Annotated in this window: 23 protein-coding genes; all 23 read left to right on the forward strand. The window is 43.1% G+C overall.

Annotation, left to right across the window (positions count from 1 at the left end; translation table 11 throughout):
- Positions 1-69: 69 nt before the first annotated feature.
- The gene (locus NYE20_RS09260; protein ID WP_161621579.1) at positions 70-4,383 is read left to right on the forward strand and encodes a PolC-type DNA polymerase III; all 4,314 of its coding nucleotides are present in this window, start codon (positions 70-72) and stop codon (positions 4,381-4,383) included.
- A 329-nt stretch (positions 4,384-4,712) separates the two neighbouring features.
- Positions 4,713-5,183 (forward strand): ribosome maturation factor RimP, encoded by a 471-nt coding sequence (gene rimP, locus NYE20_RS09265; protein ID WP_003231915.1) that lies wholly within the window; start codon positions 4,713-4,715, stop codon positions 5,181-5,183.
- Between the two features lie 34 nt (positions 5,184-5,217).
- Complete coding sequence (gene nusA, locus NYE20_RS09270) at positions 5,218-6,333, forward strand: transcription termination factor NusA (RefSeq protein ID WP_003231912.1); 1,116 nt, start codon at positions 5,218-5,220, stop codon at positions 6,331-6,333.
- Positions 6,334-6,346: 13 nt separating this feature from the next.
- A complete protein-coding gene (gene rulR / locus NYE20_RS09275) occupies positions 6,347-6,622 on the forward strand; it encodes a glucose-induced regulator RulR (protein ID WP_009967250.1) in 276 nt (91 codons plus the stop codon).
- A gap of 1 nt (position 6,623) precedes the next feature.
- Complete coding sequence (locus tag NYE20_RS09280; protein WP_003220946.1) at positions 6,624-6,926, forward strand: YlxQ family RNA-binding protein; 303 nt, start codon at positions 6,624-6,626, stop codon at positions 6,924-6,926.
- A gap of 19 nt (positions 6,927-6,945) precedes the next feature.
- Complete coding sequence (gene infB / locus NYE20_RS09285) at positions 6,946-9,093, forward strand: translation initiation factor IF-2 (protein ID WP_047182617.1); 2,148 nt, start codon at positions 6,946-6,948, stop codon at positions 9,091-9,093.
- Complete coding sequence (locus NYE20_RS09290; protein ID WP_003231905.1) at positions 9,090-9,368, forward strand: DUF503 domain-containing protein; 279 nt, start codon at positions 9,090-9,092, stop codon at positions 9,366-9,368. Before infB ends, NYE20_RS09290 begins: the two co-directional genes overlap by 4 nt.
- Before the next feature lie 16 nt (positions 9,369-9,384).
- Positions 9,385-9,738: a 30S ribosome-binding factor RbfA gene (gene rbfA, locus NYE20_RS09295; RefSeq protein ID WP_009967251.1), complete on the forward strand. Its 354-nt coding sequence runs from the start codon at positions 9,385-9,387 to the stop codon at positions 9,736-9,738.
- Positions 9,739-9,819: 81 nt separating this feature from the next.
- The gene (gene truB / locus NYE20_RS09300) at positions 9,820-10,749 is read left to right on the forward strand and encodes a tRNA pseudouridine(55) synthase TruB (RefSeq protein ID WP_014479802.1); all 930 of its coding nucleotides are present in this window, start codon (positions 9,820-9,822) and stop codon (positions 10,747-10,749) included.
- A gap of 18 nt (positions 10,750-10,767) precedes the next feature.
- Entirely contained in the window at positions 10,768-11,718 is a 951-nt protein-coding gene (gene ribF / locus NYE20_RS09305; protein ID WP_032725707.1) for a bifunctional riboflavin kinase/FAD synthetase, read from the forward strand.
- A 156-nt stretch (positions 11,719-11,874) separates the two neighbouring features.
- Positions 11,875-12,144 carry a 30S ribosomal protein S15 gene (gene rpsO, locus NYE20_RS09310; protein ID WP_003220957.1) on the forward strand — a complete coding sequence of 90 codons (270 nt, stop codon included), beginning with the start codon at positions 11,875-11,877 and terminating at the stop codon, positions 12,142-12,144.
- A 172-nt stretch (positions 12,145-12,316) separates the two neighbouring features.
- Positions 12,317-14,434 (forward strand): polyribonucleotide nucleotidyltransferase, encoded by a 2,118-nt coding sequence (gene pnp, locus NYE20_RS09315; RefSeq protein ID WP_161621580.1) that lies wholly within the window; start codon positions 12,317-12,319, stop codon positions 14,432-14,434.
- A gap of 116 nt (positions 14,435-14,550) precedes the next feature.
- The gene (locus tag NYE20_RS09320) at positions 14,551-15,510 is read left to right on the forward strand and encodes a polysaccharide deacetylase family protein (protein WP_015252081.1); all 960 of its coding nucleotides are present in this window, start codon (positions 14,551-14,553) and stop codon (positions 15,508-15,510) included.
- Positions 15,511-15,549: 39 nt separating this feature from the next.
- Positions 15,550-16,779 (forward strand): pitrilysin family protein, encoded by a 1,230-nt coding sequence (locus tag NYE20_RS09325; protein ID WP_003245717.1) that lies wholly within the window; start codon positions 15,550-15,552, stop codon positions 16,777-16,779.
- A gap of 77 nt (positions 16,780-16,856) precedes the next feature.
- The gene (locus tag NYE20_RS09330) at positions 16,857-17,114 is read left to right on the forward strand and encodes a YlmC/YmxH family sporulation protein (protein WP_003231890.1); all 258 of its coding nucleotides are present in this window, start codon (positions 16,857-16,859) and stop codon (positions 17,112-17,114) included.
- A 185-nt stretch (positions 17,115-17,299) separates the two neighbouring features.
- On the forward strand, positions 17,300-18,193 hold the full coding sequence (dpaA, locus tag NYE20_RS09335; RefSeq protein WP_161621581.1) for a dipicolinic acid synthetase subunit A: 894 nt from the start codon (positions 17,300-17,302) through the stop codon (positions 18,191-18,193).
- Between the two features lie 2 nt (positions 18,194-18,195).
- Positions 18,196-18,798 carry a dipicolinate synthase subunit B gene (gene dpaB / locus NYE20_RS09340; protein WP_003231884.1) on the forward strand — a complete coding sequence of 201 codons (603 nt, stop codon included), beginning with the start codon at positions 18,196-18,198 and terminating at the stop codon, positions 18,796-18,798.
- Between the two features lie 125 nt (positions 18,799-18,923).
- Positions 18,924-19,964, forward strand: a complete 1,041-nt coding sequence (gene asd / locus NYE20_RS09345; RefSeq protein WP_014479807.1) for an aspartate-semialdehyde dehydrogenase — start codon at positions 18,924-18,926, stop codon at positions 19,962-19,964.
- A 91-nt stretch (positions 19,965-20,055) separates the two neighbouring features.
- On the forward strand, positions 20,056-21,270 hold the full coding sequence (gene dapG / locus NYE20_RS09350; RefSeq protein WP_015483233.1) for an aspartate kinase: 1,215 nt from the start codon (positions 20,056-20,058) through the stop codon (positions 21,268-21,270).
- Positions 21,271-21,300: 30 nt separating this feature from the next.
- Positions 21,301-22,173, forward strand: a complete 873-nt coding sequence (gene dapA / locus NYE20_RS09355; RefSeq protein WP_014476832.1) for a 4-hydroxy-tetrahydrodipicolinate synthase — start codon at positions 21,301-21,303, stop codon at positions 22,171-22,173.
- Positions 22,174-22,350: 177 nt separating this feature from the next.
- Positions 22,351-24,018: a ribonuclease J2 gene (rnjB, locus tag NYE20_RS09360; protein WP_003231875.1), complete on the forward strand. Its 1,668-nt coding sequence runs from the start codon at positions 22,351-22,353 to the stop codon at positions 24,016-24,018.
- Positions 24,019-24,133: 115 nt separating this feature from the next.
- A complete protein-coding gene (tepA, locus tag NYE20_RS09365; RefSeq protein ID WP_003245712.1) occupies positions 24,134-24,871 on the forward strand; it encodes a translocation-enhancing protein TepA in 738 nt (245 codons plus the stop codon).
- Positions 24,868-25,080 carry a TepA modulator TepJ gene (gene tepJ, locus NYE20_RS09370; RefSeq protein ID WP_003231871.1) on the forward strand — a complete coding sequence of 71 codons (213 nt, stop codon included), beginning with the start codon at positions 24,868-24,870 and terminating at the stop codon, positions 25,078-25,080. The genes tepA and tepJ overlap by 4 nt, the downstream gene beginning before the upstream one ends.
- Positions 25,081-25,099 lie beyond the last annotated feature (19 nt).

The raw sequence follows: 25,099 nt of genomic DNA on the forward strand, positions 1-25,099 counted from the left end.
ATAATAGAAGGTACCTCATTGCCTGAGGTACCTTCACTTATGATGTTTTTAGGGAGGGATACTGTCTTAATGGAACAGTTATCAGTAAACAGAAGGCAGTTTCAAATTCTTCTGCAGCAGATTAATATGACAGATGATACCTTCATGACATACTTTGAACATGGCGAGATTAAAAAGCTGACAATTCACAAAGCTTCTAAATCTTGGCATTTTCATTTTCAATTTAAATCTTTGCTGCCTTTTCAAATATATGACACATTAACAACGAGGCTGACGCAATCGTTTGCCCACATAGCAAAAGTGACATCTTCAATTGAAGTTCAGGATGCCGAGGTCAGTGAAAGTATCGTTCAAGACTACTGGTCACGCTGCATTGAAGAACTGCAGGGCATTTCGCCGCCGATTATCAGTCTTTTAAACCAGCAAAAACCGAAGCTGAAGGGCAATAAACTGATTGTCAAAACCAAAACGGATACAGAAGCGGCTGCGCTAAAGAACAAATACAGTTCCATGATACAAGCAGGCTACCGTCAATTTGGCTTTCCGGATCTTCAGCTTGATGCTGAAATATTTGTATCCGAGCAGGAAGTTCAAAAGTTTCGGGAGCAAAAGCTTGCGGAAGACCAAGAGCGGGCTATGCAGGCCTTGATTGAAATGGAGAAGAAAGATAAAGAAAGTGATGAAGACCAAGCACCATCTGGTCCTCTTGTTATCGGTTATCAAATTAAAGATAACGAGGAAATCCGGACACTTGACAGCATCATGGACGAAGAACGAAGAATTACGGTCCAAGGTTATGTGTTTGATGTGGAGACGCGCGAGCTGAAGAGCGGGCGCACGCTGTGTATCTTCAAAATTACAGACTATACAAATAGTATTTTGATCAAAATGTTTGCACGTGAAAAAGAAGATGCGGCACTGATGAAGTCTCTGAAAAAAGGAATGTGGGTAAAAGCACGCGGAAGCATTCAAAATGATACATTTGTCAGAGACCTTGTCATGATCGCAAATGACGTAAACGAAATAAAAGCAAAAACCCGTGAAGATTCAGCACCTGAAGGAGAAAAAAGAGTGGAATTGCATCTTCATTCCCCAATGAGCCAAATGGATGCTGTTACGGGTATCGGAAAGCTTGTCGAACAGGCGAAAAAATGGGGGCATGAGGCCATCGCTTTGACTGACCATGCTGTCGTTCAATCCTTCCCTGATGCGTATTCTGCGGCCAAAAAGCATGGAATTAAAATGATTTACGGGATGGAAGCGAATCTCGTGGATGATGGCGTGCCAATTGCTTATAATGCCGCACATCGTCTGCTCGAAGAAGAAACTTATGTTGTTTTTGACGTTGAGACGACAGGATTGTCTGCTGTATACGATACCATTATTGAGCTGGCTGCAGTAAAAGTAAAAGGCGGAGAAATTATTGATAAATTTGAGGCGTTTGCGAACCCGCATCGTCCGCTTTCCGCCACAATCATAGAGCTGACAGGGATCACTGATGATATGCTACAAGACGCTCCGGATGTCGTAGATGTAATAAGAGATTTCAGAGAATGGATTGGCGATGATATCCTTGTCGCTCATAATGCAAGCTTTGATATGGGATTCTTAAATGTAGCCTATAAAAAGCTTCTTGAAGTCGATAAAGCTAAAAACCCAGTCATTGACACGCTAGAACTAGGACGTTTTCTCTATCCGGAATTTAAGAACCACCGGCTGAACACACTTTGTAAAAAGTTTGATATCGAACTCACACAACATCACCGTGCGATCTATGATACTGAGGCAACCGCTTATTTGCTTCTGAAAATGCTGAAAGACGCGGCTGAAAAAGGTATTCAGTACCATGATGAGTTGAATGAAAATATGGGTCAGTCCAATGCTTATCAAAGATCAAGACCGTATCATGCAACATTACTTGCCGTGAACAGCACGGGACTTAAAAATTTATTTAAGCTTGTGTCACTTTCTCATATTCATTATTTTTACAGAGTGCCGCGTATTCCGAGATCTCAGCTTGAGAAATACAGGGAAGGGCTGCTGATCGGTTCTGCCTGTGACAGGGGAGAGGTTTTTGAGGGAATGATGCAAAAATCGCCTGAAGAGGTGGAAGATATCGCGTCATTCTATGATTACCTTGAGGTTCAGCCGCCTGAAGTGTATCGTCACTTGCTGGAGCTTGAACTGGTCCGTGATGAAAAAGCGCTGAAAGAAATTATTGCGAATATCACGAAGCTGGGGGAAAAGCTTAATAAACCGGTTGTTGCTACGGGAAATGTTCATTACTTGAATGATGAGGATAAAATCTACAGAAAGATTTTAATATCCTCACAAGGCGGGGCAAATCCGCTGAATAGGCATGAACTGCCGAAAGTGCATTTCAGAACGACAGACGAAATGCTTGAAGCTTTTTCTTTCTTAGGTGAAGAAAAAGCGAAGGAGATCGTAGTCACCAATACCCAAAAGGTTGCTTCTTTAGTTGATGACATCAAGCCGATTAAAGATGATTTATATACGCCGAAAATCGAAGGCGCTGATGAAGAGATCAGAGAAATGAGCTATCAGCGTGCAAGAAGCATTTACGGGGAAGAGCTGCCTGAAATTGTCGAAGCGCGGATTGAAAAAGAGTTAAAGAGTATTATTGGCCACGGATTTGCTGTTATTTACTTGATCTCTCACAAACTTGTAAAACGTTCACTAGATGACGGGTATCTCGTTGGTTCCCGTGGTTCCGTAGGATCTTCATTAGTTGCGACACTTACTGAGATTACTGAGGTAAACCCGCTGCCGCCGCACTATGTTTGTCCTGAGTGCCAGCATTCTGAGTTCTTTAATGACGGTTCTGTCGGTTCCGGTTTTGACCTGCCTGACAAGACATGTCCTCATTGTGGAACGCCTTTGAAAAAAGACGGCCATGATATTCCATTTGAAACGTTCTTAGGATTTAAAGGGGACAAAGTACCTGATATCGATTTGAACTTCTCAGGGGAATATCAGCCGCAAGCACACAATTACACAAAAGTATTGTTCGGGGAAGACAATGTATATCGTGCGGGAACAATAGGCACGGTGGCAGAAAAAACAGCCTACGGTTATGTAAAAGGCTATGCCGGAGACAACAATCTTCATATGCGCGGTGCCGAAATAGATCGGCTCGTACAGGGATGCACAGGTGTAAAACGTACAACTGGACAACACCCTGGCGGTATTATCGTAGTTCCGGATTATATGGATATTTATGATTTTTCACCGATCCAGTTCCCGGCAGATGCCACAGGTTCAGAGTGGAAAACGACTCATTTTGATTTCCACTCCATCCATGACAACCTGTTAAAACTTGATATTCTCGGACACGATGACCCGACTGTTATTCGGATGCTTCAAGACTTAAGCGGAATAGATCCGAAAACAATTCCGACGGATGATCCTGAAGTGATGAAGATCTTCCAGGGAACCGAATCACTCGGTGTGACTGAAGAACAGATTGGCTGTAAAACGGGCACTCTTGGAATTCCTGAATTCGGAACCCGATTTGTCCGGCAGATGCTTGAAGATACAAAGCCGACCACTTTTTCTGAGCTCGTTCAGATTTCAGGCTTGTCTCACGGAACTGATGTATGGCTTGGCAATGCACAGGAGCTCATCCACAATAATATTTGTGAGCTGAGTGAGGTTATCGGCTGCCGTGATGACATTATGGTTTATTTAATCTATCAAGGCCTTGAACCGTCCCTTGCCTTTAAAATCATGGAATTCGTGCGTAAAGGAAAAGGATTAACGCCTGAATGGGAAGAAGAAATGAAAAATAACAATGTCCCAGCCTGGTATATTGATTCTTGTAAAAAGATTAAATACATGTTCCCGAAAGCCCACGCCGCGGCATATGTCTTAATGGCAGTCCGCATCGCTTACTTTAAAGTGCATCATGCTCTTTTGTATTATGCGGCTTATTTTACCGTTCGTGCAGATGACTTTGATATTGATACAATGATCAAGGGCTCTACAGCAATCAGAGCGGTAATGGAGGATATAAACGCTAAAGGACTTGATGCTTCACCGAAGGAAAAGAACCTTCTGACTGTTTTAGAATTAGCGCTTGAGATGTGTGAGAGAGGCTATTCATTCCAAAAAGTCGATTTATATCGCTCTAGCGCTACAGAGTTTATTATTGACGGCAACAGTCTTATTCCGCCGTTTAACTCTATTCCAGGGTTAGGGACGAACGCTGCTTTGAACATTGTAAAAGCTCGCGAAGAAGGCGAATTCCTCTCAAAAGAAGATTTGCAAAAGAGAGGGAAAGTATCAAAAACGATTTTAGAGTACTTAGATCGCCACGGCTGTCTGGAATCACTGCCTGATCAAAACCAATTGTCACTGTTCTAATATGGAAAGCAGAATTTCTCAGAAATTCTGCTTCTATGCATACATAAGCGCAAAAAGTGCCATCGTAATATTAGAGTTTCTGTCACTTGCTTAGGTAAGAAGGTAAGCGTATATCCATTTGCAATAAAAATATGGTTATGGTATAGTTTTATTGGAAATGCTAACGATTACCGAGGCAAAGAGTGGGGAAACCCGCTCTTTTGTATTGAACAGGAGAATTTTGTCTCGACATGTTCATCGTTTACTTTTTAGCCCCTGCTCTTTTGAAGCAGGGTTTTTATGCAGAGTGACGAGACGAATATGAGATCGACAGCACAAGGAGGAAGAACATGAGCAAAAAAGTGACTGACACCGTTCAAGAAATGGCTCAGCCAATCGTAGACAGCCTTCAGCTGGAACTCGTTGACATTGAATTTGTCAAAGAGGGCCAAAGCTGGTTCCTTCGCGTGTTTATTGATTCCGATGACGGTGTGGATATTGAGGAATGTGCCAAAGTAAGCGAAGCTTTAAGCGAAAAGCTTGATGAGGCAGACCCAATCAGCCAAAATTACTTTCTTGAAGTCTCATCTCCAGGAGCTGAGCGTCCGCTAAAGAAAAAAGCCGATTTCGAAAAATCACTAGGAAAAAACGTATACATTAAGACGTATGAGCCTATTGACGGCGTAAAAGTGTTTGAAGGTGAACTGGCTGAATTTGATGGACAAACAGTGACAGTTGAGATCACGATCAAAACAAGAAAGAAACGGATCAATATTCCGTATGAAAAGATAGCTAATGCAAGATTAGCTGTTACATTCTAATGAATACAAATGTTTTAAGGGGGGAGACCGTTAAATGAGCAGTGAATTATTAGATGCTCTCACGATTCTTGAAAAAGAAAAAGGCATCAGTAAAGAAATTATCATCGAAGCAATCGAAGCTGCGTTAATTTCTGCTTATAAGCGGAATTTTAATCAAGCGCAAAATGTACGGGTGGATCTAAACCGTGAAACTGGCTCCATCCGTGTATTTGCAAGAAAAGATGTCGTTGACGAAGTATACGACCAGAGATTAGAGATCTCAATTGAAGAGGCACAGGGCATCCATCCGGAATATATGGTCGGCGATGTCGTCGAAATCGAAGTTACACCTAAGGATTTCGGGCGCATAGCTGCTCAAACAGCGAAGCAGGTCGTCACACAGCGTGTGCGCGAAGCTGAGCGCGGCGTGATCTATTCTGAATTTATCGACCGTGAAGAAGACATCATGACAGGGATCGTCCAGCGTCTGGACAATAAATTTATCTACGTGTCTTTAGGCAAAATAGAAGCCTTGCTGCCGGTTAATGAGCAAATGCCGAATGAAAGCTACAAGCCCCATGACCGCATTAAGGTATATATCACAAAAGTAGAAAAAACAACGAAGGGCCCGCAGATTTATGTGTCAAGAACACATCCAGGCCTGTTAAAGCGTTTGTTTGAAATTGAAGTGCCTGAAATTTATGATGGAACTGTCGAGCTAAAATCTGTTGCCAGAGAAGCCGGCGACCGTTCAAAAATTTCTGTTCGCACAGATGATCCTGACGTTGATCCTGTCGGTTCATGCGTAGGGCCTAAAGGCCAGCGTGTGCAAGCAATCGTCAATGAATTAAAAGGTGAAAAAATTGACATTGTCAACTGGTCCAGTGATCCTGTAGAATTTGTCGCGAATGCGCTCAGCCCTTCCAAAGTGCTTGATGTCATTGTTAATGAAGAAGAAAAAGCGACAACTGTTATTGTTCCTGATTACCAGCTGTCTCTGGCAATTGGCAAAAGAGGACAAAACGCACGCTTAGCTGCTAAACTGACAGGCTGGAAGATTGATATTAAGAGCGAAACGGACGCAAGAGAACTTGGAATCTATCCGAGAGAACTTGAAGAAGATGATGAGCCGCTCTTTACGGAGCCTGAAACTGCTGAATCGGATGAATAAGAGGTGACTTTAGGTGAATAAACACAAAAAGATCCCATTACGCAAATGTGTAGTGACTGGTGAAATGAAGCCTAAAAAGGAACTGATCCGAGTTGTACGGTCAAAAGAAGGCGAAATCTCAGTGGACCCGACCGGAAAAAAGAATGGGCGGGGTGCTTATTTAACGCTGGATAAAGAGTGCATCTTAGCAGCAAAAAAGAAAAACACTTTGCAAAATCAATTTCAATCACAAATCGATGACCAGATTTTCGATGAATTGCTGGAACTGGCGGAAAAGGTGAAAAAATAAAATGTCTGGAATGGAATGGTTTCCCTTGCTGGGTCTGGCCAATCGAGCTCGTAAGGTCGTGTCAGGCGAAGACTTGGTAATAAAAGAAATCAGGAATGCGCGTGCAAAGCTTGTCCTGCTTACAGAGGATGCATCATCTAACACAGCAAAAAAAGTAACTGACAAGTGCAATTATTATAAAGTCCCTTATAAAAAAGTCGAGAGTCGCGCGGTTCTTGGACGCTCTATCGGTAAAGAAGCCCGTGTCGTTGTCGCCGTCACTGACCAAGGTTTTGCGAATAAGCTGATCAGCTTGCTCGATTAATATTTTTGGGGGTGAACGAATGGCTAAAATGAGAGTATACGAATATGCAAAAGCGTTAAATGTTTCAAGTAAGGAAATTTTGACCGCACTGAAGAACATGGATTTAGAAGTGAATAATCACATGGCCATGCTTGAAGAAAAGGCCATTAAAAAGCTTGATGCCAAATATAAAAAAGGCGGCGCAGCTGCTAAATCTCAAAAGCCAGCAGAAACGAACAAAAACAAACAGCCACAAGGGGTTAATCAGCAATCAGCTGGAAATCAACCAAATAAAATTCGAGACGGAAAGAAGAATGACGTGCAGAATAATCAATTTAACAAAAACAAGAAGAATAACAACAACAAAAAAAATAAACGCAACAACAATAATAAAAACCAACATCAGCAAAAGCCTGTAAAGCCGAAAAAAGAGCTTCCTGAGAAAATTACATTCTCTGGCACTTTAACAGTTGGCGCACTTGCTGAAGAGCTTGGCAAAGAGCCTTCAGAAATCATTAAAAAGCTGATGCTTCTTGGCGTAATGGCAACTATTAACCAAGAGCTTGATAAAGACACAATCGAACTCATTGCATCAGAATATGGTGTTGAAACAGAAGAGGTCATTGTGCTTGAAGAAACAGAGCTGGAAAAATACGAAGAGCCTGATAATGAAGAGGATCTTGAAATTCGTCCTCCTGTCGTGACAATCATGGGCCACGTTGACCATGGGAAAACAACGCTTCTTGACAGCATCCGTAAAACAAAGGTTGTTGAAGGAGAAGCAGGCGGAATCACTCAGCATATCGGCGCTTATCAAATTGAAGAGAACGGCAAGAAAATCACGTTTTTGGATACACCAGGCCACGCCGCATTTACAACAATGCGTGCACGCGGTGCAGAAGTAACTGATATTACGATTCTTGTCGTAGCTGCCGATGACGGTGTCATGCCGCAAACAGTTGAAGCGATTAACCATGCAAAAGCAGCAGAGGTTCCAATCATCGTTGCTGTGAATAAAATAGATAAAGAATCCGCAAACCCTGACCGTGTGATGCAAGAACTGACGGAATACGGACTTGTCCCTGAAGCTTGGGGCGGAGAAACCATTTTTGTGCCGCTTTCCGCTTTAACTGGAAAAGGCATTGATGAGCTCGTTGAAATGATTTTGCTTGTCAGTGAGGTAGAGGAACTGAAAGCGAATCCGAACCGTCAGGCAAAAGGAACGGTTATTGAAGCTGAACTCGATAAAGGCAGAGGGTCAGTCGCGACATTGCTCGTACAGACTGGAACACTGCATGTCGGTGATCCGATCGTAGTCGGCAATACATTTGGCCGTGTCCGTGCAATGGTTAACGACATTGGCCGCCGTGTGAAAACTGCCGGCCCGTCAACTCCGGTTGAAATTACCGGTTTGAATGATGTCCCTCAAGCGGGAGACCAATTCCTTGTCTTTAAGGATGAAAAAACAGCTCGTTCTGTCGGTGAAGCCCGTGCTTCGAAACAGCTTGAAGAGCAGCGCAGCGATAAAGCGAAGCTCAGTCTTGATGATTTATTCGAGCAAATTAAGCAAGGTGATGTAAAAGACATCAACCTCATCGTAAAAGCTGACGTTCAAGGATCTGCTGAAGCTTTAACGGCTGCACTTCAAAAAATTGAAGTAGAAGGCGTTAAAGTGAAAATCATCCATACAGGCGTTGGTGCGATTACTGAATCAGACATTATCTTGGCATCTGCTTCCAATGCAATTGTTATCGGGTTTAATGTGAGACCGGACGGAAATGCTAAGAGTACGGCTGAAGCTGAAAATGTAGATATTCGACTTCACCGTATCATTTACAAAGTAATCGACGAGATTGAAGCTGCCATGAAAGGTATGCTTGATCCTGAATATGAAGAAAAAGTAATTGGTCAAGTAGAAGTACGCCAAACATTCAAAGTATCTAAAATCGGTACAATTGCCGGCGGATATGTTACTGAAGGAACCATTACGCGCGACAGCGGCCTCCGTTTAATTCGTGACGGCGTCGTCATCTTTGAAGGCGAAGTAGATGTTCTGAAACGCTTTAAAGACGATGTGAAAGAAGTTTCACAAGGCTATGAATGTGGTATTACAATTAAGAAATACAATGACATTCGTGAAGGTGACATCCTTGAAGCGTTTGTCATGCAAGAAATTGAAAGAACGTGATCGGATTTGCGGAGTGTGAATGCATCATTTATGATGCAGGATCGCTAAAAGAAAAGCGTGCCGTTCTGAAGCGGGTTTTAACCAGGGTTCAAAACAAGTTCAATGTTTCGATTTCGGAGATTGGCTATCAGGACACCTGGCAAAGAACCAGCTTCGGAATCGCCGCTGTTTCTTCCTCTCGCGTTCAAACAGAAAAAGAACTGCAACGCGTCCTAGCGTTTATCGATTCTTTTCCTGAAATTGAACGGACGATCACTAGGACAGAGTGGTTTTAACTTAGAGGTGATTGAATTGAGTATGAGAGCAAACCGTGTCGGCGAGCAAATGAAAAAAGAACTCGGTGATATTATCAGCCGCAAGCTGAAAGACCCGAGAATTGGTTTTCTGACAGTAACGGATGTACGTGTATCAGGTGATTTGCAAATTGCAAAGGTGTATATCTCGGTTCTCGGTGACGAGAAAAAACGGGAAGAAGCGCTGAAAGGGCTGGCAAAAGCGAAAGGATTTATCCGATCCGAAATCGGCAGCCGCATCAGACTTCGAAAAACGCCTGAAATTGAATTTGAGTTCGATGAATCAATCGATTACGGGAATCGGATCGAAACACTGATTCACGAATTACATTCAGAGAAACCATCTGAATAAAAAATGAGAGGATAGGCGTATATCGTCTGTCCTCTTTCTTCGTTTAAAAGAAAAAAGCTCAAAAGAAGGAGTGAAAGGCAAATGGTTAACGGAGTTCTCCTTTTACATAAACCTGTTGGCATGACATCGCACGACTGTGTCATGAAGATCCGAAAGCTGTTAAAAACAAAAAAAGTAGGACATACAGGAACGCTCGATCCGGAAGTGTCAGGCGTGCTTCCGATTTGTGTAGGAAGAGCGACAAAAATAGTCGAATACTTAACTGAGAAATCTAAAACGTATGATGCAGAAATAACGCTTGGCTTTTCAACCACTACAGAGGATCAAACCGGAGAAACGGTGGAAATAAAGCCTGTCAATCACGACATTGATAAAGCGGATGTAGAAAAGGTTTTAAACAGTTTAAAGGGGAAACAAGAACAAATTCCGCCCATGTATTCCGCTGTAAAAGTAAACGGCAAAAAATTATACGAATACGCAAGAGCAGGGATTGAAGTAGAACGTCCGAAACGTATGATAACCATTGAAGACATTGCCCTGACGACAGAGATTAAACATCATGGAGAAACCGCAAGCTTCCGGTTTACAGTGACTTGCTCCAAAGGGACCTATGTAAGGACGCTGGCGGTCATGATCGGAGAAAAGCTCGGATATCCGGCTCATATGTCTCATTTAATCCGTACGGCATCCGGAGATTTTTCTCTCGACGAATGCTTTACTTTTGATGAGCTCGAAGCACAGGCCCAATCCGGAACCGTGGAAGAGCATACAGTTCCTATTGAACGTGCGCTCAATCATTTGCCGAAATGGATCATAAGTGATACATTAGCTAAGAAAGTAGAAAATGGGGCTTTGCTTGAGACGCCCGAGCAGTTTTCTGAAATGACAAGTGAAGACCGTATCGCCGTCTTTACTGAATCCGGAACCTGTTTGGCGATCTATTTCCCTCATCCTGCAAAAAAAGGGCTGTTAAAGCCGGCAAAAGTATTGATGCAAAAAAGCGAACAATAGAAAAAAGGTGACCGTTCTGTGAAGACGATACATATTACACATCCTCATCATTTAATAAAAGAGGAGCAGGCAAAATCAGTGATGGCGTTAGGATATTTTGACGGCGTTCATCTCGGGCATCAAAAGGTAATCGGCACAGCGAAGCAAATAGCCGAAGAAAAAGGTCTGACATTGGCTGTGATGACCTTTCATCCCCATCCTTCTCACGTGTTGGGCAGAGATAAGGAACCTAAGGATCTGATTACGCCTCTTGAAGACAAAATAAATCAAATTGAACAATTAGGTACAGAAGTTCTGTATGTCGTTAAATTTAATGAAGTGTTTGCTTCTCTTTCTCCTAAGCAGTTTATAGACCAGTATATTATCGGCCTTAATGTGCGGCACGCAGTGGCAGGCTTTGACTTTACGTACGGCAAATACGGCAAGGGAACAATGGAGACCATGCCGGATGATTTAGACGGAAAAGCTGGGTGCACAATGGTAGAAAAATTAACGGAGCAGGATAAAAAAATCAGTTCTTCGTATATCCGTACCGCGCTTCAAAACGGAGATGTTGAATTGGCGAATGTCTTGCTTGGACAACCTTATTTTATTAAAGGAATTGTCATTCATGGTGATAAAAGAGGGCGGACCATCGGGTTTCCGACAGCGAATGTCGGTTTAAATAACAGCTATATCGTCCCGCCCACAGGTGTATATGCCGTAAAAGCGGAAGTGAACGGCGAAGTTTACAATGGCGTTTGCAATATTGGCTATAAGCCAACGTTTTATGAAAAGCGCCCTGAGCAGCCTTCCATCGAGGTCAATCTGTTTGATTTCGATCAAGAGGTATATGGAGCCGCTATAAAAATCGAATGGTACAAACGGATTCGGAGCGAGCGGAAATTCAATGGCATCAAAGAATTAACAGAGCAAATTGAGAAAGATAAGCAGGAAGCCATCCGTTATTTCAGCAATTTACGGAAATAACTTGCAACGCACGCAAATTTTATTCTAAAATATTTGCATATAGGCACGATTTTTAGTATGATAGTTTTCGTAGTCTTAAAACCATTGCTTGGCAATCCGAAGTCACCGACGGTTGCTAGGTAACTGGGGCTAAATATGATTTGGAGGTGAAACAGGATGGCAATTACTCAAGAGCGTAAAAACCAACTCATCAATGAGTTCAAAACACACGAATCTGATACTGGATCTCCAGAAGTTCAGATCGCTATCCTAACTGACTCAATTAACAACTTGAACGAGCATTTACGTACTCACAAGAAAGACCACCACTCACGTCGCGGTCTTCTTAAAATGGTAGGTAAGCGTCGTAATCTTCTTACGTATCTGCGTAATAAAGACGTAACTCGTTACCGTGAGTTAATTAACAAACTAGGCTTACGTCGATAATCGTAAAAAGCGGGAGGATTCCCGCTTTTTTATCGTATTAAAGCGAAATTTCTTATAACAAATCATTGAAATCCTTTTACATACTACTTTGACATTGATATGTTCAATTCATTTCGTTCATAATAGGAGTAATTGATTATTTCACACAACGAAGAGAGGAGTTCGTAATTGTATGGGACAAGAAAAACATGTCTTTACCATAGATTGGGCCGGAAGAACGCTTACTGTTGAAACCGGCCAGCTTGCCAAACAGGCAAATGGTGCTGTGATGATCCGCTACGGTGATACAGCAGTACTTAGTACAGCAACCGCTTCAAAAGAACCTAAACCGCTTGATTTCTTCCCTCTTACTGTAAACTATGAAGAAAGATTATATGCGGTAGGGAAAATTCCGGGCGGATTTATTAAAAGAGAAGGGCGTCCAAGTGAAAAAGCGGTTCTTGCCAGCCGTTTAATTGACCGTCCGATCCGTCCTTTGTTTGCCGATGGATTCCGTAATGAAGTTCAAGTCATCAGCATTGTCATGAGTGTTGACCAAAACTGCTCTTCAGAAATGGCTGCCATGTTCGGTTCATCTCTTGCACTTTCTGTATCGGATATTCCGTTTGAAGGACCGATTGCAGGGGTTACTGTCGGACGCATTGATGATCAATTTATCATTAACCCGACAGTCGATCAGCTTGAAAAAAGCGATATCAATCTTGTCGTTGCCGGCACGAAAGATGCGATTAACATGGTAGAAGCGGGAGCGAACGAAGTTCCTGAGGAAATCATGCTTGAGGCCATTATGTTCGGCCATGAAGAGATTAAACGCCTGATTGCATTCCAAGAAGAAATTGTTGCAGCAGTCGGCAAAGAGAAATCTGAAATTAAGCTCTTTGAAATTGATGAAGAGCTTAATGAAAAAGTAAAAGCTTTGGCAGAAGAGGATCTGCTGAAAGCCATCCAAGTTCATGAAAAGCATGCCCGTGAAGATGCCATTAACGAAGTGAAGAACGCAGTTGTGGCAAAATTCGAGGATGAAGAACATGATGAAGACACAATCAAGCAAGTGAAGCAGATTTTATCCAAGCTGGTGAAAAATGAAGTTCGCCGCCTGATTACTGAAGAGAAAGTAAGACCGGATGGCCGCGGTGTCGATCAAATCCGCCCGCTCTCTTCAGAGGTTGGCCTCTTGCCAAGAACGCACGGTTCAGGTCTATTTACAAGGGGACAAACTCAGGCCCTCAGCGTATGTACGCTAGGTGCTCTGGGAGATGTGCAAATCCTTGACGGCTTAGGTGTCGAAGAGTCGAAACGGTTTATGCATCATTACAACTTCCCGCAATTCAGCGTTGGGGAAACAGGACCGATGCGCGGACCGGGACGTCGTGAAATCGGACACGGAGCACTGGGTGAGCGTGCGCTTGAGCCAGTTATTCCGTCTGAAAAAGACTTCCCTTATACTGTCCGTCTTGTTTCAGAAGTGCTTGAATCAAACGGTTCTACATCTCAAGCAAGCATTTGCGCAAGCACACTTGCAATGATGGATGCTGGTGTACCGATTAAAGCGCCAGTTGCTGGTATTGCGATGGGTCTTGTCAAATCAGGCGAACATTACACTGTCTTAACTGACATCCAAGGCATGGAAGATGCGCTCGGAGATATGGACTTTAAAGTAGCGGGAACTGAAAAAGGCGTAACGGCCCTGCAAATGGACATTAAAATTGAAGGCCTTTCCAGAGAGATTCTTGAAGAAGCGCTTCAGCAGGCGAAAAAGGGCAGAATGGAAATCCTCAACAGCATGCTTGCAACATTAAGCGAATCAAGAAAAGAGCTTTCTCGATATGCGCCTAAGATCTTAACAATGACCATTAATCCTGATAAAATCCGCGATGTCATCGGACCAAGCGGAAAACAAATCAATAAGATCATCGAAGAAACCGGTGTTAAAATTGATATTGAGCAGGACGGCACAATCTTTATTTCCTCTACAGATGAAAGCGGCAACCAAAAAGCGAAAAAAATCATCGAAGACCTTGTTAGAGAGGTTGAAGTCGGCCAACTTTACCTAGGTAAAGTGAAACGGATTGAAAAATTCGGGGCTTTCGTTGAAATTTTCAGCGGAAAAGACGGTTTGGTGCACATTTCAGAGCTTGCGCTTGAACGCGTAGGGAAAGTTGAAGATGTTGTAAAAATCGGAGACGAGATTCTTGTCAAAGTCACTGAAATTGATAAACAAGGACGAGTGAATTTATCCCGCAAAGCGGTGCTCCGTGAAGAGAAAGAAAAAGAAGAACAACAATCTTAAATGAAAACATAAAAGGAGCCTGGGAGACCCGGCTTCTTTATTTTGAAGCTTTTCAAAAGCAGGCGGGTTCTACCTTGTCCTTCTCCTTCATAATGTGAGGTGAGGGGGGACAGAACATGTACAAAAAATTTGTACCGTTTGCCGTTTTTTTATTTCTTTTTTTTGTCTCATTTGAGATGATGGAAAATCCGCATGCACTTGATTATATAGGGGCAATGAAAAAAGATACGGTGACTGTCACGGCGTCAAAAGACCAATTATATGAAGAATTGCTTCAAAAAGCGCCGGAGTACGAAGTTAAGCCCCAGAATGCAAGAATTGATAAAGTGTGGAAAAGCATTCCAGGCTACAATGGATTAAAGGTCAATATTGAACAATCATATAAAAAAATGAAAAAGCATGGTGAGTTTCGGGAAAAAGATTTGGTGTACAGTCAAGTAAAACCAAGTGTTCATCTTGAGTCACTTCAGCCTGAGCCTATTTATAAAGGAAATCCTGACAAACCGATGGTGGCTTTTTTAATCAATGTGGCATGGGGAAATGAGTATTTGGAAAAAATGCTCCCTATTCTGCAAAAGCACCAGGTTAAAGCTACGTTCTTTTTAGAAGGCAATTGGGTGAGAAACAATGTACAGCTCGCTAAGAAGATTGCAAAAGACGGACATGAAATCGGAAATCATTCATACAATCATCCGGATATGAGCAAACTGACTACAGGAAGAATTTCCGAGCAGCTCGACAAGACCAATGAACAAATAGAACAAACGATCGGCGTTAAGCCAAAGTGGTTCGCTCCGCCAAGCGGAAGTTTCAGAAAAGCGGTTATCGACATTGCAGCAGAGAAACAGATGGGAACAGTCATGTGGACAGTTGATACAATCGATTGGCAAAAGCCGGCTCCGTCTGTACTTCAGACGAGAGTGTTAAGCAAGATACATAATGGTGCCATGATTTTAATGCATCCGACTGACCCTACGGCGGAAAGTCTTGAAGCGCTGATTACACAGATAAAAGACAAAGGATATGCGCTTGGAACAGTCACTGAACTAATGGATGAAACAAGACTATTGAAGTAACAGATGAAGGCAGCTTGTCTTTGAATAGGAGGAACAAATTTGATTAAACGATATACGTGTCAAAATGGTGTAAGAATTGTGCTGGAAAATAACCCGACAGTCCGTTCTGTTGCGATCGGCGTATGGATCGGCACAGGTTCGAGACATGAAACGCCGGAGATAAACGGAATTTCTCACTTTTTAGAGCACATGTTCTTTAAAGGGACGAGCACAAAATCTGCACGCGAGATAGCAGAATCTTTTGATCGTATTGGCGGCCAGGTCAATGCGTTTACTTCAAAGGAATATACCTGCTACTATGCAAAGGTGCTTGACGAGCATGCGAATTACGCGCTGGACGTATTAGCAGATATGTTCTTTCATTCAACGTTTGATGAAAACGAGCTGAAAAAAGAGAAAAATGTAGTATATGAAGAAATTAAAATGTATGAAGATGCGCCGGACGACATTGTACATGATTTATTGAGCAAAGCCACTTACGGCAATCATTCTTTAGGCTACCCAATTCTAGGCACGGAAGAAACGCTTGCTTCCTTTAACGGTGACTCTCTCAGACAATACATGCATGATTATTATACGCCGGACCGAGTGGTGATTTCGGTAGCGGGCAATATATCTGACAGTTTTATCAAAGATGTAGAAAAATGGTTCGGGTCATACGAGGCGAAAGGCAAAGCGACAGGCCTTGAGAAGCCTGAGTTCCACACGGAAAAACTGACGAGAAAAAAAGAAACAGAGCAGGCTCATTTGTGCCTTGGATTTAAAGGCTTAGAGGTTGGCCATGAACGTATTTATGATTTAATCGTCCTCAACAATGTGCTCGGAGGCAGCATGAGCAGCCGGCTGTTCCAAGATGTGCGTGAAGATAAAGGACTTGCTTATTCTGTTTACAGCTATCACAGCTCATATGAGGACAGCGGAATGCTCACTATTTACGGTGGAACGGGTGCAAATCAGCTTCAGCAGCTGTCGGAAACAATTCAAGAAACCCTTGCCACATTAAAACGTGACGGCATTACCTCAAAAGAACTGGAAAACAGCAAAGAGCAAATGAAGGGAAGCTTAATGCTGAGCTTAGAAAGCACAAACAGCAAAATGAGCCGAAACGGAAAAAATGAACTGCTGCTCGGCAAACATAAAACATTAGATGAAATCATCAATGAATTAAACGCCGTGAACTTAGAGCGTGTTAACGGCCTTGCCAGACAATTGTTTACCGAAGACTATGCATTAGCACTTATCAGCCCTTCCGGCAATATGCCGTCTTAAAAAGGAAAGCCTGCTCCATAATGGAGCAGGCATTTTTTAATCCCTTTCATCATACATAGTACAAGGGGGTGACAGACATGCGGCTCAGTGAATTATCAGGAAAGGAAATTGTAGACATCAAAAGAGCTGAACGGCTCGGAGTGCTCGGCCAGACCGATTTGGAAATCAATGAACAGGATGGACAGATTACAGCACTCCTCATTCCCACAGTTAAGTGGTTTGGTTTGAGAAAGCAAGGTCATGACATTCGTGTCCCATGGCACCATATTCAAAAGATCGGTTCAGATATGATTATATTAGATGTACCTGAGGAAATGCCTCCTCGACAAGAGTAAATAGCCCAATTGACTGTGAAGCGGGCTCTAAAGAAAACATCTGAAACATCGGCTACCGGAGCCGATGTTTTTTTATATGGAAAAAGCGCATCTTTTATATTCACCGGTATTTCCTTTTGATCATAAGATGAAGGGGAGCTTAACAACTAGAGATCCAGTATATACAAAGAAGGTGAACGTTTAGAATGTTAACCGGATTGAAAATTGCAGTTATCGGCGGTGACGCAAGACAGCTCGAAATTATAAGAAAGCTCACTGAACAGCAGGCTGACATCTATCTTGTCGGTTTTGACCAATTGGATCACGGTTTTACCGGGGCAGTAAAATGCAATATTGATGAAATTCCTTTTCAGCAAATAGACAGCATCATTCTTCCAGTATCCGCGACAACAGGAGAAGGTGTCGTATCAACTGTATTTTCTAATGAAGAAGTTGTGTTAAAACAGGACCATCTCGACAAAACGCCTGCACATTGTGTCATTTTCTCAGGCATTTCTAACGCCTATTTAGAAAACATTGCAGCTCAGGCAAAAAGAAAACTTGTTAAACTGTTTGAGCGGGATGACATTGCGATATACAACTCTATTCCGACAGTAGAAGGAACGATCATGCTGGCTATTCAGCACACGGATTATACGATACACGGATCACAGGTGGCCGTTCTCGGTCTGGGGCGCACCGGGATGACGATTGCCCGTACATTTGCCGCGCTCGGGGCGAATGTAAAAGTGGGGGCAAGAAGTTCAGCGCATCTGGCACGTATCACTGAAATGGGGCTCGTTCCTTTTCATACCGATGAGCTGAAAGAGCATGTAAAAGATATAGATATTTGCATTAATACCATACCGAGTATGATTTTAAATCAAACGGTACTTTCTAGCATGACACCAAAAACCTTAATATTGGATCTGGCCTCACGTCCCGGGGGAACGGATTTTAAATATGCCGAGAAACAAGGGATTAAAGCACTTCTTGCTCCCGGGCTTCCAGGGATTGTCGCTCCTAAAACAGCTGGGCAAATCCTTGCAAACGTCTTGAGCAAGCTTTTGGCTGAAATACAAGCTGAGGAGGGGAAATAAGGATGTCGTCATTAAAAGGAAAAAGAATCGGGTTTGGGCTGACCGGGTCGCATTGCACATATGAAGCGGTTTTCCCGCAAATTGAGGCGTTGGTCAATGAAGGAGCTGAAGTCCGTCCGGTTGTCACATTTAATGTAAAATCCACAAATACCCGATTTGGAGAGGGCGCAGAATGGGTTAAAAAAATTGAAGACCTGACTGGATATGAGGCCATTGATTCGATTGTAAAGGCAGAACCTCTTGGACCGAAGCTGCCCCTTGACTGCATGGTCATTGCGCCTTTAACAGGCAATTCAATGAGCAAGCTGGCAAATGCCATGACGGACAGCCCGGTGCTGATGGCGGCAAAAGCGACAATCCGAAACAATCGGCCTGTCGTTCTGGGTATCTCGACAAATGATGCTCTTGGTTTAAACGGAACAAATTTAATGAGGCTCATGTCAACAAAAAATATCTTTTTTATTCCATTCGGGCAAGACGATCCCTTTAAAAAACCGAATTCAATGGTAGCCAAAATGGATCTGCTACCGCAAACGATTGAAAAGGCACTCATGCACCAGCAGCTTCAGCCGATTCTAGTTGAGAATTATCAGGGAAATGACTAAATTTACAGAAAATCTTTCCCAAACTAAAAAATTCGGTCATCACCCGCATATTCTATGGTAAAATAAAACGTAAAATCATAGTCAAATCAATTCAATGAAGCTGATTGGCGGAAGGAGTTTTACAGATGGGAAGAGGTTTACACGTAGCTGTTGTCGGAGCGACAGGGGCTGTGGGACAACAAATGCTTAAAACACTTGAAGACAGAAACTTTGAAATGGACACACTTACATTGCTATCTTCAAAACGCTCTGCGGGGACAAAAGTCACGTTTAAAGGCCAAGAACTGACTGTTCAGGAAGCTTCTCCTGAGAGCTTTGAAGGGGTAAATATTGCTTTGTTCAGCGCCGGCGGAAGCGTATCACAAGCATTGGCACCAGAAGCTGTAAAACGCGGCGCTATTGTTATAGATAATACGAGCGCGTTCCGCATGGATGAAAATACACCGCTTGTTGTGCCAGAAGTGAATGAGGCAGACTTGCATGAACACAACGGCATTATTGCCAATCCAAACTGCTCTACAATCCAAATGGTTGCGGCACTTGAACCGATCCGCAAAGCATATGGCTTAAACAAGGTCATCGTATCAACTTACCAGGCAGTATCAGGAGCGGGTAATGAAGCTGTAAAAGAGCTTTACAGCCAAACACAGGCGATTTTAAATAAAGAAGAAATAGAGCCTGAGATCATGCCTGTAAAAGGTGACAAAAAACACTATCAAATCGCCTTCAACGCGATTCCGCAAATCGATAAATTCCAAGATAACGGCTATACGTTTGAGGAAATGAAAATGATAAATGAAACGAAAAAAATCATGCACATGCCTGACCTTCAAGTTGCGGCTACATGTGTGAGACTGCCAATCCAAACTGGGCACTCAGAGTCCGTCTACATTGAGGTAGACCGTGATGACGCTACAGTTGAAGATATTAAAAATCTATTGAAAGAAGCTCCGGGCGTGACACTTCAGGATGATCCAAGCCAGCAGCTTTATCCGATGCCTGCTGATGCTGTCGGCAAAAACGATGTGTTTGTGGGCCGCATTCGCAAAGACTTGGACAGAGCAAACGGTTTTCATTTATGGGTTGTTTCTGATAACCTATTAAAAGGCGCGGCATGGAACTCTGTTCAAATTGCAGAAAGCCTGAAAAAACTAAACCTCGTATAAAAGAGAGAATTTTCTAAAGACGAATAGAAGAGAGTAAGGCGCTATCAGCCTGCTCTCTTCTGTTACGTCCGAATAATTTGGAGTGAAAACAGTGAAGATAATTGTTCAAAAGTTCGGCGGAACATCAGTAAAAGATGATAAAGGCCGCAAACTGGCTTTAGGGCATATTAAAGAAGCAATCAGTGAAGGATATAAGGTTGTCGTTGTCGTTTCAGCGATGGGCCGAAAAGGAGACCCGTATGCAACAGATTCTTTGCTCGGGCTGCTTTACGGCGATCAGTCAGCGATTTCTCCTAGGGAACAGGATTTGCTTTTATCTTGCGGAGAGACTATTTCCTCTGTCGTCTTTACAAGCATGCTGCTTGATAACGGTGTGAAAGCAGCTGCGCTGACAGGGGCTCAGGCTGGCTTTTTAACGAATGATCAGCATACCAATGCAAAAATCATTGAAATGAAACCGGAGCGTTTATTCAGTGTGCTCGCCAATCATGATGCGGTAGTCGTCGCAGGCTTCCAGGGCGCAACTGAAAAGGGTGATACAACAACAATCGGCAGAGGGGGCAGCGATACGTCTGCAGCCGCACTCGGAGCAGCTGTTGATGCGGAATACATCGATATTTTCACCGATGTAGAAGGCGTGATGACTGCTGACCCAAGAGTGGTGGAAAATGCAAAACCGCTTCCTGTTGTGACGTATACAGAAATCTGCAACCTGGCGTATCAGGGGGCCAAGGTCATTCATCCGCGTGCTGTGGAAATCGCAATGCAGGCCAAGGTTCCGATCCGCGTCCGTTCGACTTATTCGAATGATAAAGGTACATTGGTGACATCACATCACTCTTCCAAGGTCGGCAGTGATGTTTTTGAAAGGCTGATTACGGGAATCGCCCATGTCAAAGATGTCACGCAGTTCAAAGTGCCTGCGAAAATCGGCCAGTATAACGTTCAGACTGAAGTGTTCAAGGCTATGGCAAACGCTGGAATCAGTGTCGATTTCTTTAACATTACACCTAGTGAAATCGTCTATACGGTAGCCGGAAATAAAACAGAAACAGCTCAGCGTATTTTAATGGATATGGGCTATGATCCAATGGTGACGAGAAACTGCGCGAAGGTATCGGCGGTCGGCGCGGGCATTATGGGTGTTCCCGGTGTTACGTCCAAAATTGTATCGGCTCTTTCAGAAAAAGAAATTCCGATCCTTCAGTCGGCTGACAGCCATACGACGATATGGGTGCTCGTCCATGAAGCGGATATGGTTCCTGCTGTAAACGCTTTGCATGAAGTGTTTGAACTTTCGAAGTAAATGTGATTGAATCATGATGAGGTGAATAAAATGAATTTCGGAAATGTGTCTACAGCGATGATTACACCCTTTGACAATAAAGGGAACGTAGACTTTCAAAAACTGTCTACACTGATTGATTACTTGTTGAAAAACGGAACGGATTCTTTAGTAGTAGCGGGAACAACTGGAGAATCTCCGACCCTTTCAACTGAAGAAAAAATTGCGCTTTTTGAATATACGGTAAAAGAAGTAAACGGACGGGTGCCCGTTATCGCTGGTACTGGAAGCAACAACACGAAAGATTCCATTAAGCTGACAAAAAAAGCTGAGGAAGCGGGCGTGGACGCTGTTATGCTTGTTACCCCGTATTACAATAAACCTTCTCAAGAAGGAATGTACCAGCATTTTAAAGCAATTGCGGCAGAGACATCTCTTCCGGTTATGCTCTATAATGTTCCTGGCCGTACGGTTGCTTCTCTTGCTCCTGAAACGACGATCCGTTTGGCGGCGGACATTCCGAATGTGGTTGCGATTAAAGAAGCAAGCGGAGACCTCGAAGCGATTACAAAAATTATTGCTGAAACACCGGAAGACTTCTATGTCTATTCAGGGGATGACGCTCTGACGCTTCCTATTCTTTCAGTTGGAGGAAGAGGAGTTGTATCAGTGGCGAGCCATATTGCAGGCTCTGATATGCAGCAAATGATCAAAAATTATACGAATGGGCAAACAGCTAATGCGGCACTGATCCATCAGAAACTGCTGCCGATTATGAAGGAACTGTTTAAAGCGCCTAATCCTGCTCCAGTCAAAACAGCGCTTCAGCTGAGAGGTCTTGATGTCGGTTCTGTGCGTCTGCCTCTAGTCCCGTTAACTGAGGATGAACGTCTGAGCTTAAGCAGCACGATCAGCGAACTGTAAGAAAATTTCATACAGTGAAACAAACGCGGTCATTCTCACATTCAGCTGAGTTTGACCGTTTCTTTTACATATTGGTTTTCCCTAAACCTTCTGCTTTATCTTGTTTTCTAAATTTACTTTCAGTTATAATAGGAACAAGTGATGATGGACGGGTATGAGACTAGGAGGATATAGATTTTGAAAAAGAAAAATACAGAAAACGTTAGAATTATCGCCCTTGGCGGTGTCGGAGAGATTGGGAAGAACCTTTATGTCATTGAAATTGACTCAGACATATTTGTCGTTGATGCCGGCCTTATGCATCCAGAAAACGAAATGCTCGGTATTGATGTAGTGATTCCTGACATATCATATTTGATTGAACGGGCTGACCGCGTCAAGGCAATCTTTTTAACGCACGGGCACGATGAAAATATCGGCGGCGTTTTTTACTTATTAAACAAGCTGTCCGTTCCAGTGTACGGAACAAAACTGACGCTTGCACTGTTAAGAGAGAAATTAAAACAATACGGACATAACCGAAAAACTGATTTAAGAGAAATTCACTCAAAATCTGTCATTACATTTGAATCAACAAAAGTATCGTTCTTTAGAACGATTCACAGCATTCCTGATTCTGTAGGTGTGAGCTTTAAAACATCACTTGGATCTATTGTATGCACGGGAGACTTCAAATTTGACCAAACACCTGCACTTAATCAGACGTGCGACATTGGCGAGATCGCCAAGATCGGCAATAGCGGCGTGCTCGCTCTGCTTTCTGACAGTGCAAATGCGGAACGGCCGGGTTACACCCCTTCGGAAGCGGCTGTCAGCGGAGAAATTTCGGATGCGCTGTATAATTCACAGAACCGGGTGATTATTGCTGTTTTCGCATCCAATATTAACCGGATTCAGCAAGTCATTCATGCAGCGGCTCAAAATGGCAGAAAGATTGCCGTAGCCGGAAAAAATCTTCAATCTGTCCTGCAGCTGGCGAGAAAGTTAGGATACATTGAAGCAGATGATGAATTGTTTATTTCTGTACAGGATGTCAAAAAATATCCGAAGCGCGAAGTGGCCATTATTACAGCCGGAAGCCAAGGTGAACCATTAGCTGCTTTGACAAGAATGGCAAACAAAGCTCACAAACAGCTGAACATTGAAGAAGGGGATACGGTGGTCATTGCGTCAACTCCGATTCCCGGGCAGGAACTCATTTACTCTAAAACAGTAGATCTTCTTGCGAGAGCCGGTGCACAAGTCATCTTTGCCCAAAAGCGTGTTCATGTATCAGGCCACGGCTCACAAGAAGAGTTAAAGCTGATGATCAACCTGCTTAAACCAAAATATTTGATTCCTGTAAACGGCGAATACAGAATGCAAAAAGCTCATTCAAAAATCGCTGAAGAAACCGGCATGAAGCGCAGTGACATCTTCTTAATTGAAAAAGGAGACGTCGTTGAATTCCGCGGCCAAAACGTAAAAATTGGGGATAAAGTTCCTTACGGCAATATTTTAATTGATGGTTTAGGTGTCGGTGATATCGGCAATATCGTATTGAGAGACCGCCGCTTGCTTTCACAGGACGGAATTTTAATCGTTGTCATTACACTTGATAAACAAAAGAAACATCTTGTATCAGGACCAGAAATTATCACTCGCGGCTTTGTTTATGTAAGAGAGTCTGAAGGTCTAATCGTACAGGCTACTGAGCTCGTCCGGTCCATCGTGACAGAAGCGACTGAAACATCAAATGTCGAATGGTCAACGCTGAAGCAGGCAATGCGGGATGCTTTGAACCAATTCCTTTATGAAAAAACGAAACGTAAACCGATGATCATCCCAATTATTATGGAAGTATAATGACTGACTAAAGACCGGAGCTGCTCCGGTCTTTATTTTTTGTCCTTCAAGCCGGGATTGAATGAAGTATCTTTGTTCATAATACAAAGAGAAACTCGGAAAGGATGAAAGCGAGATGGATCATCGTATGGAAAACACAGAAGAAGAGCGTCCTGAAAAAAATGATGCGAAGGACAGCATTATGAATAAAATACAGCAGCTTGGTGAAACGACGCTTCCGCAGCTGCCCCAAGATACAAATATTCATTGTCTGACCATTATCGGACAAATTGAAGGCCATGTTCAGCTTCCTCCGCAAAACAAAACAACAAAATATGAACATGTCATCCCGCAGATTGTGGCAATTGAACAAAATCCCAAAATTGAAGGCTTGCTGATCATATTAAATACTGTCGGAGGAGATGTTGAAGCTGGTCTTGCAATAGCGGAAATGCTTGCATCTTTATCGAAACCGACCGTTTCTATCGTGCTTGGCGGGGGGCATTCCATCGGCGTTCCGATTGCTGTATCCTGTGATTACAGCTATATCGCCGAAACAGCAACGATGACGATTCATCCAGTTAGGCTCACCGGGCTGGTCATCGGGGTGCCGCAAACGTTTGAATACCTGGATAAGATGCAAGAAAGAGTTGTTAAATTTGTGACAAGCCATTCCAATATAACCGAAGAGAAATTTAAAGAGCTAATGTTTTCAAAAGGAAACTTAACACGCGATATCGGAACAAATGTAGTCGGTAAGGATGCAGTTAAATACGGATTGATCGATCACGCAGGCGGTGTCGGACAGGCAATCAATAAACTGAATGAGCTCATCGACGAAGCAAGGAAAGAAGAAGGACGGATGATTCAATGATTCTTTATACCGTGATGCCGCAGGAAATTGTGTTTGCAGAACAGAACCAAGAGACAAGCGCACATGAGCAAATTGAATATAAAGGTGTACCGCTTCTAGTCGAAATGAAAGGGAATGAAGCGGAAGTCATTCAAATCATGAGCACCAATCCAATGCATTTTCTGCATCCGGACATTTCACCCGGACAAAAGCTGAAATTAAACGTATAAGAATCCAACCCTTTTTTAA

It is taken from the genome of Bacillus sp. FSL R5-0416 (assembly GCF_037975425.1).
GTDB classification, from domain to species: Bacteria; Bacillota; Bacilli; order Bacillales; family Bacillaceae; genus Bacillus; species Bacillus subtilis.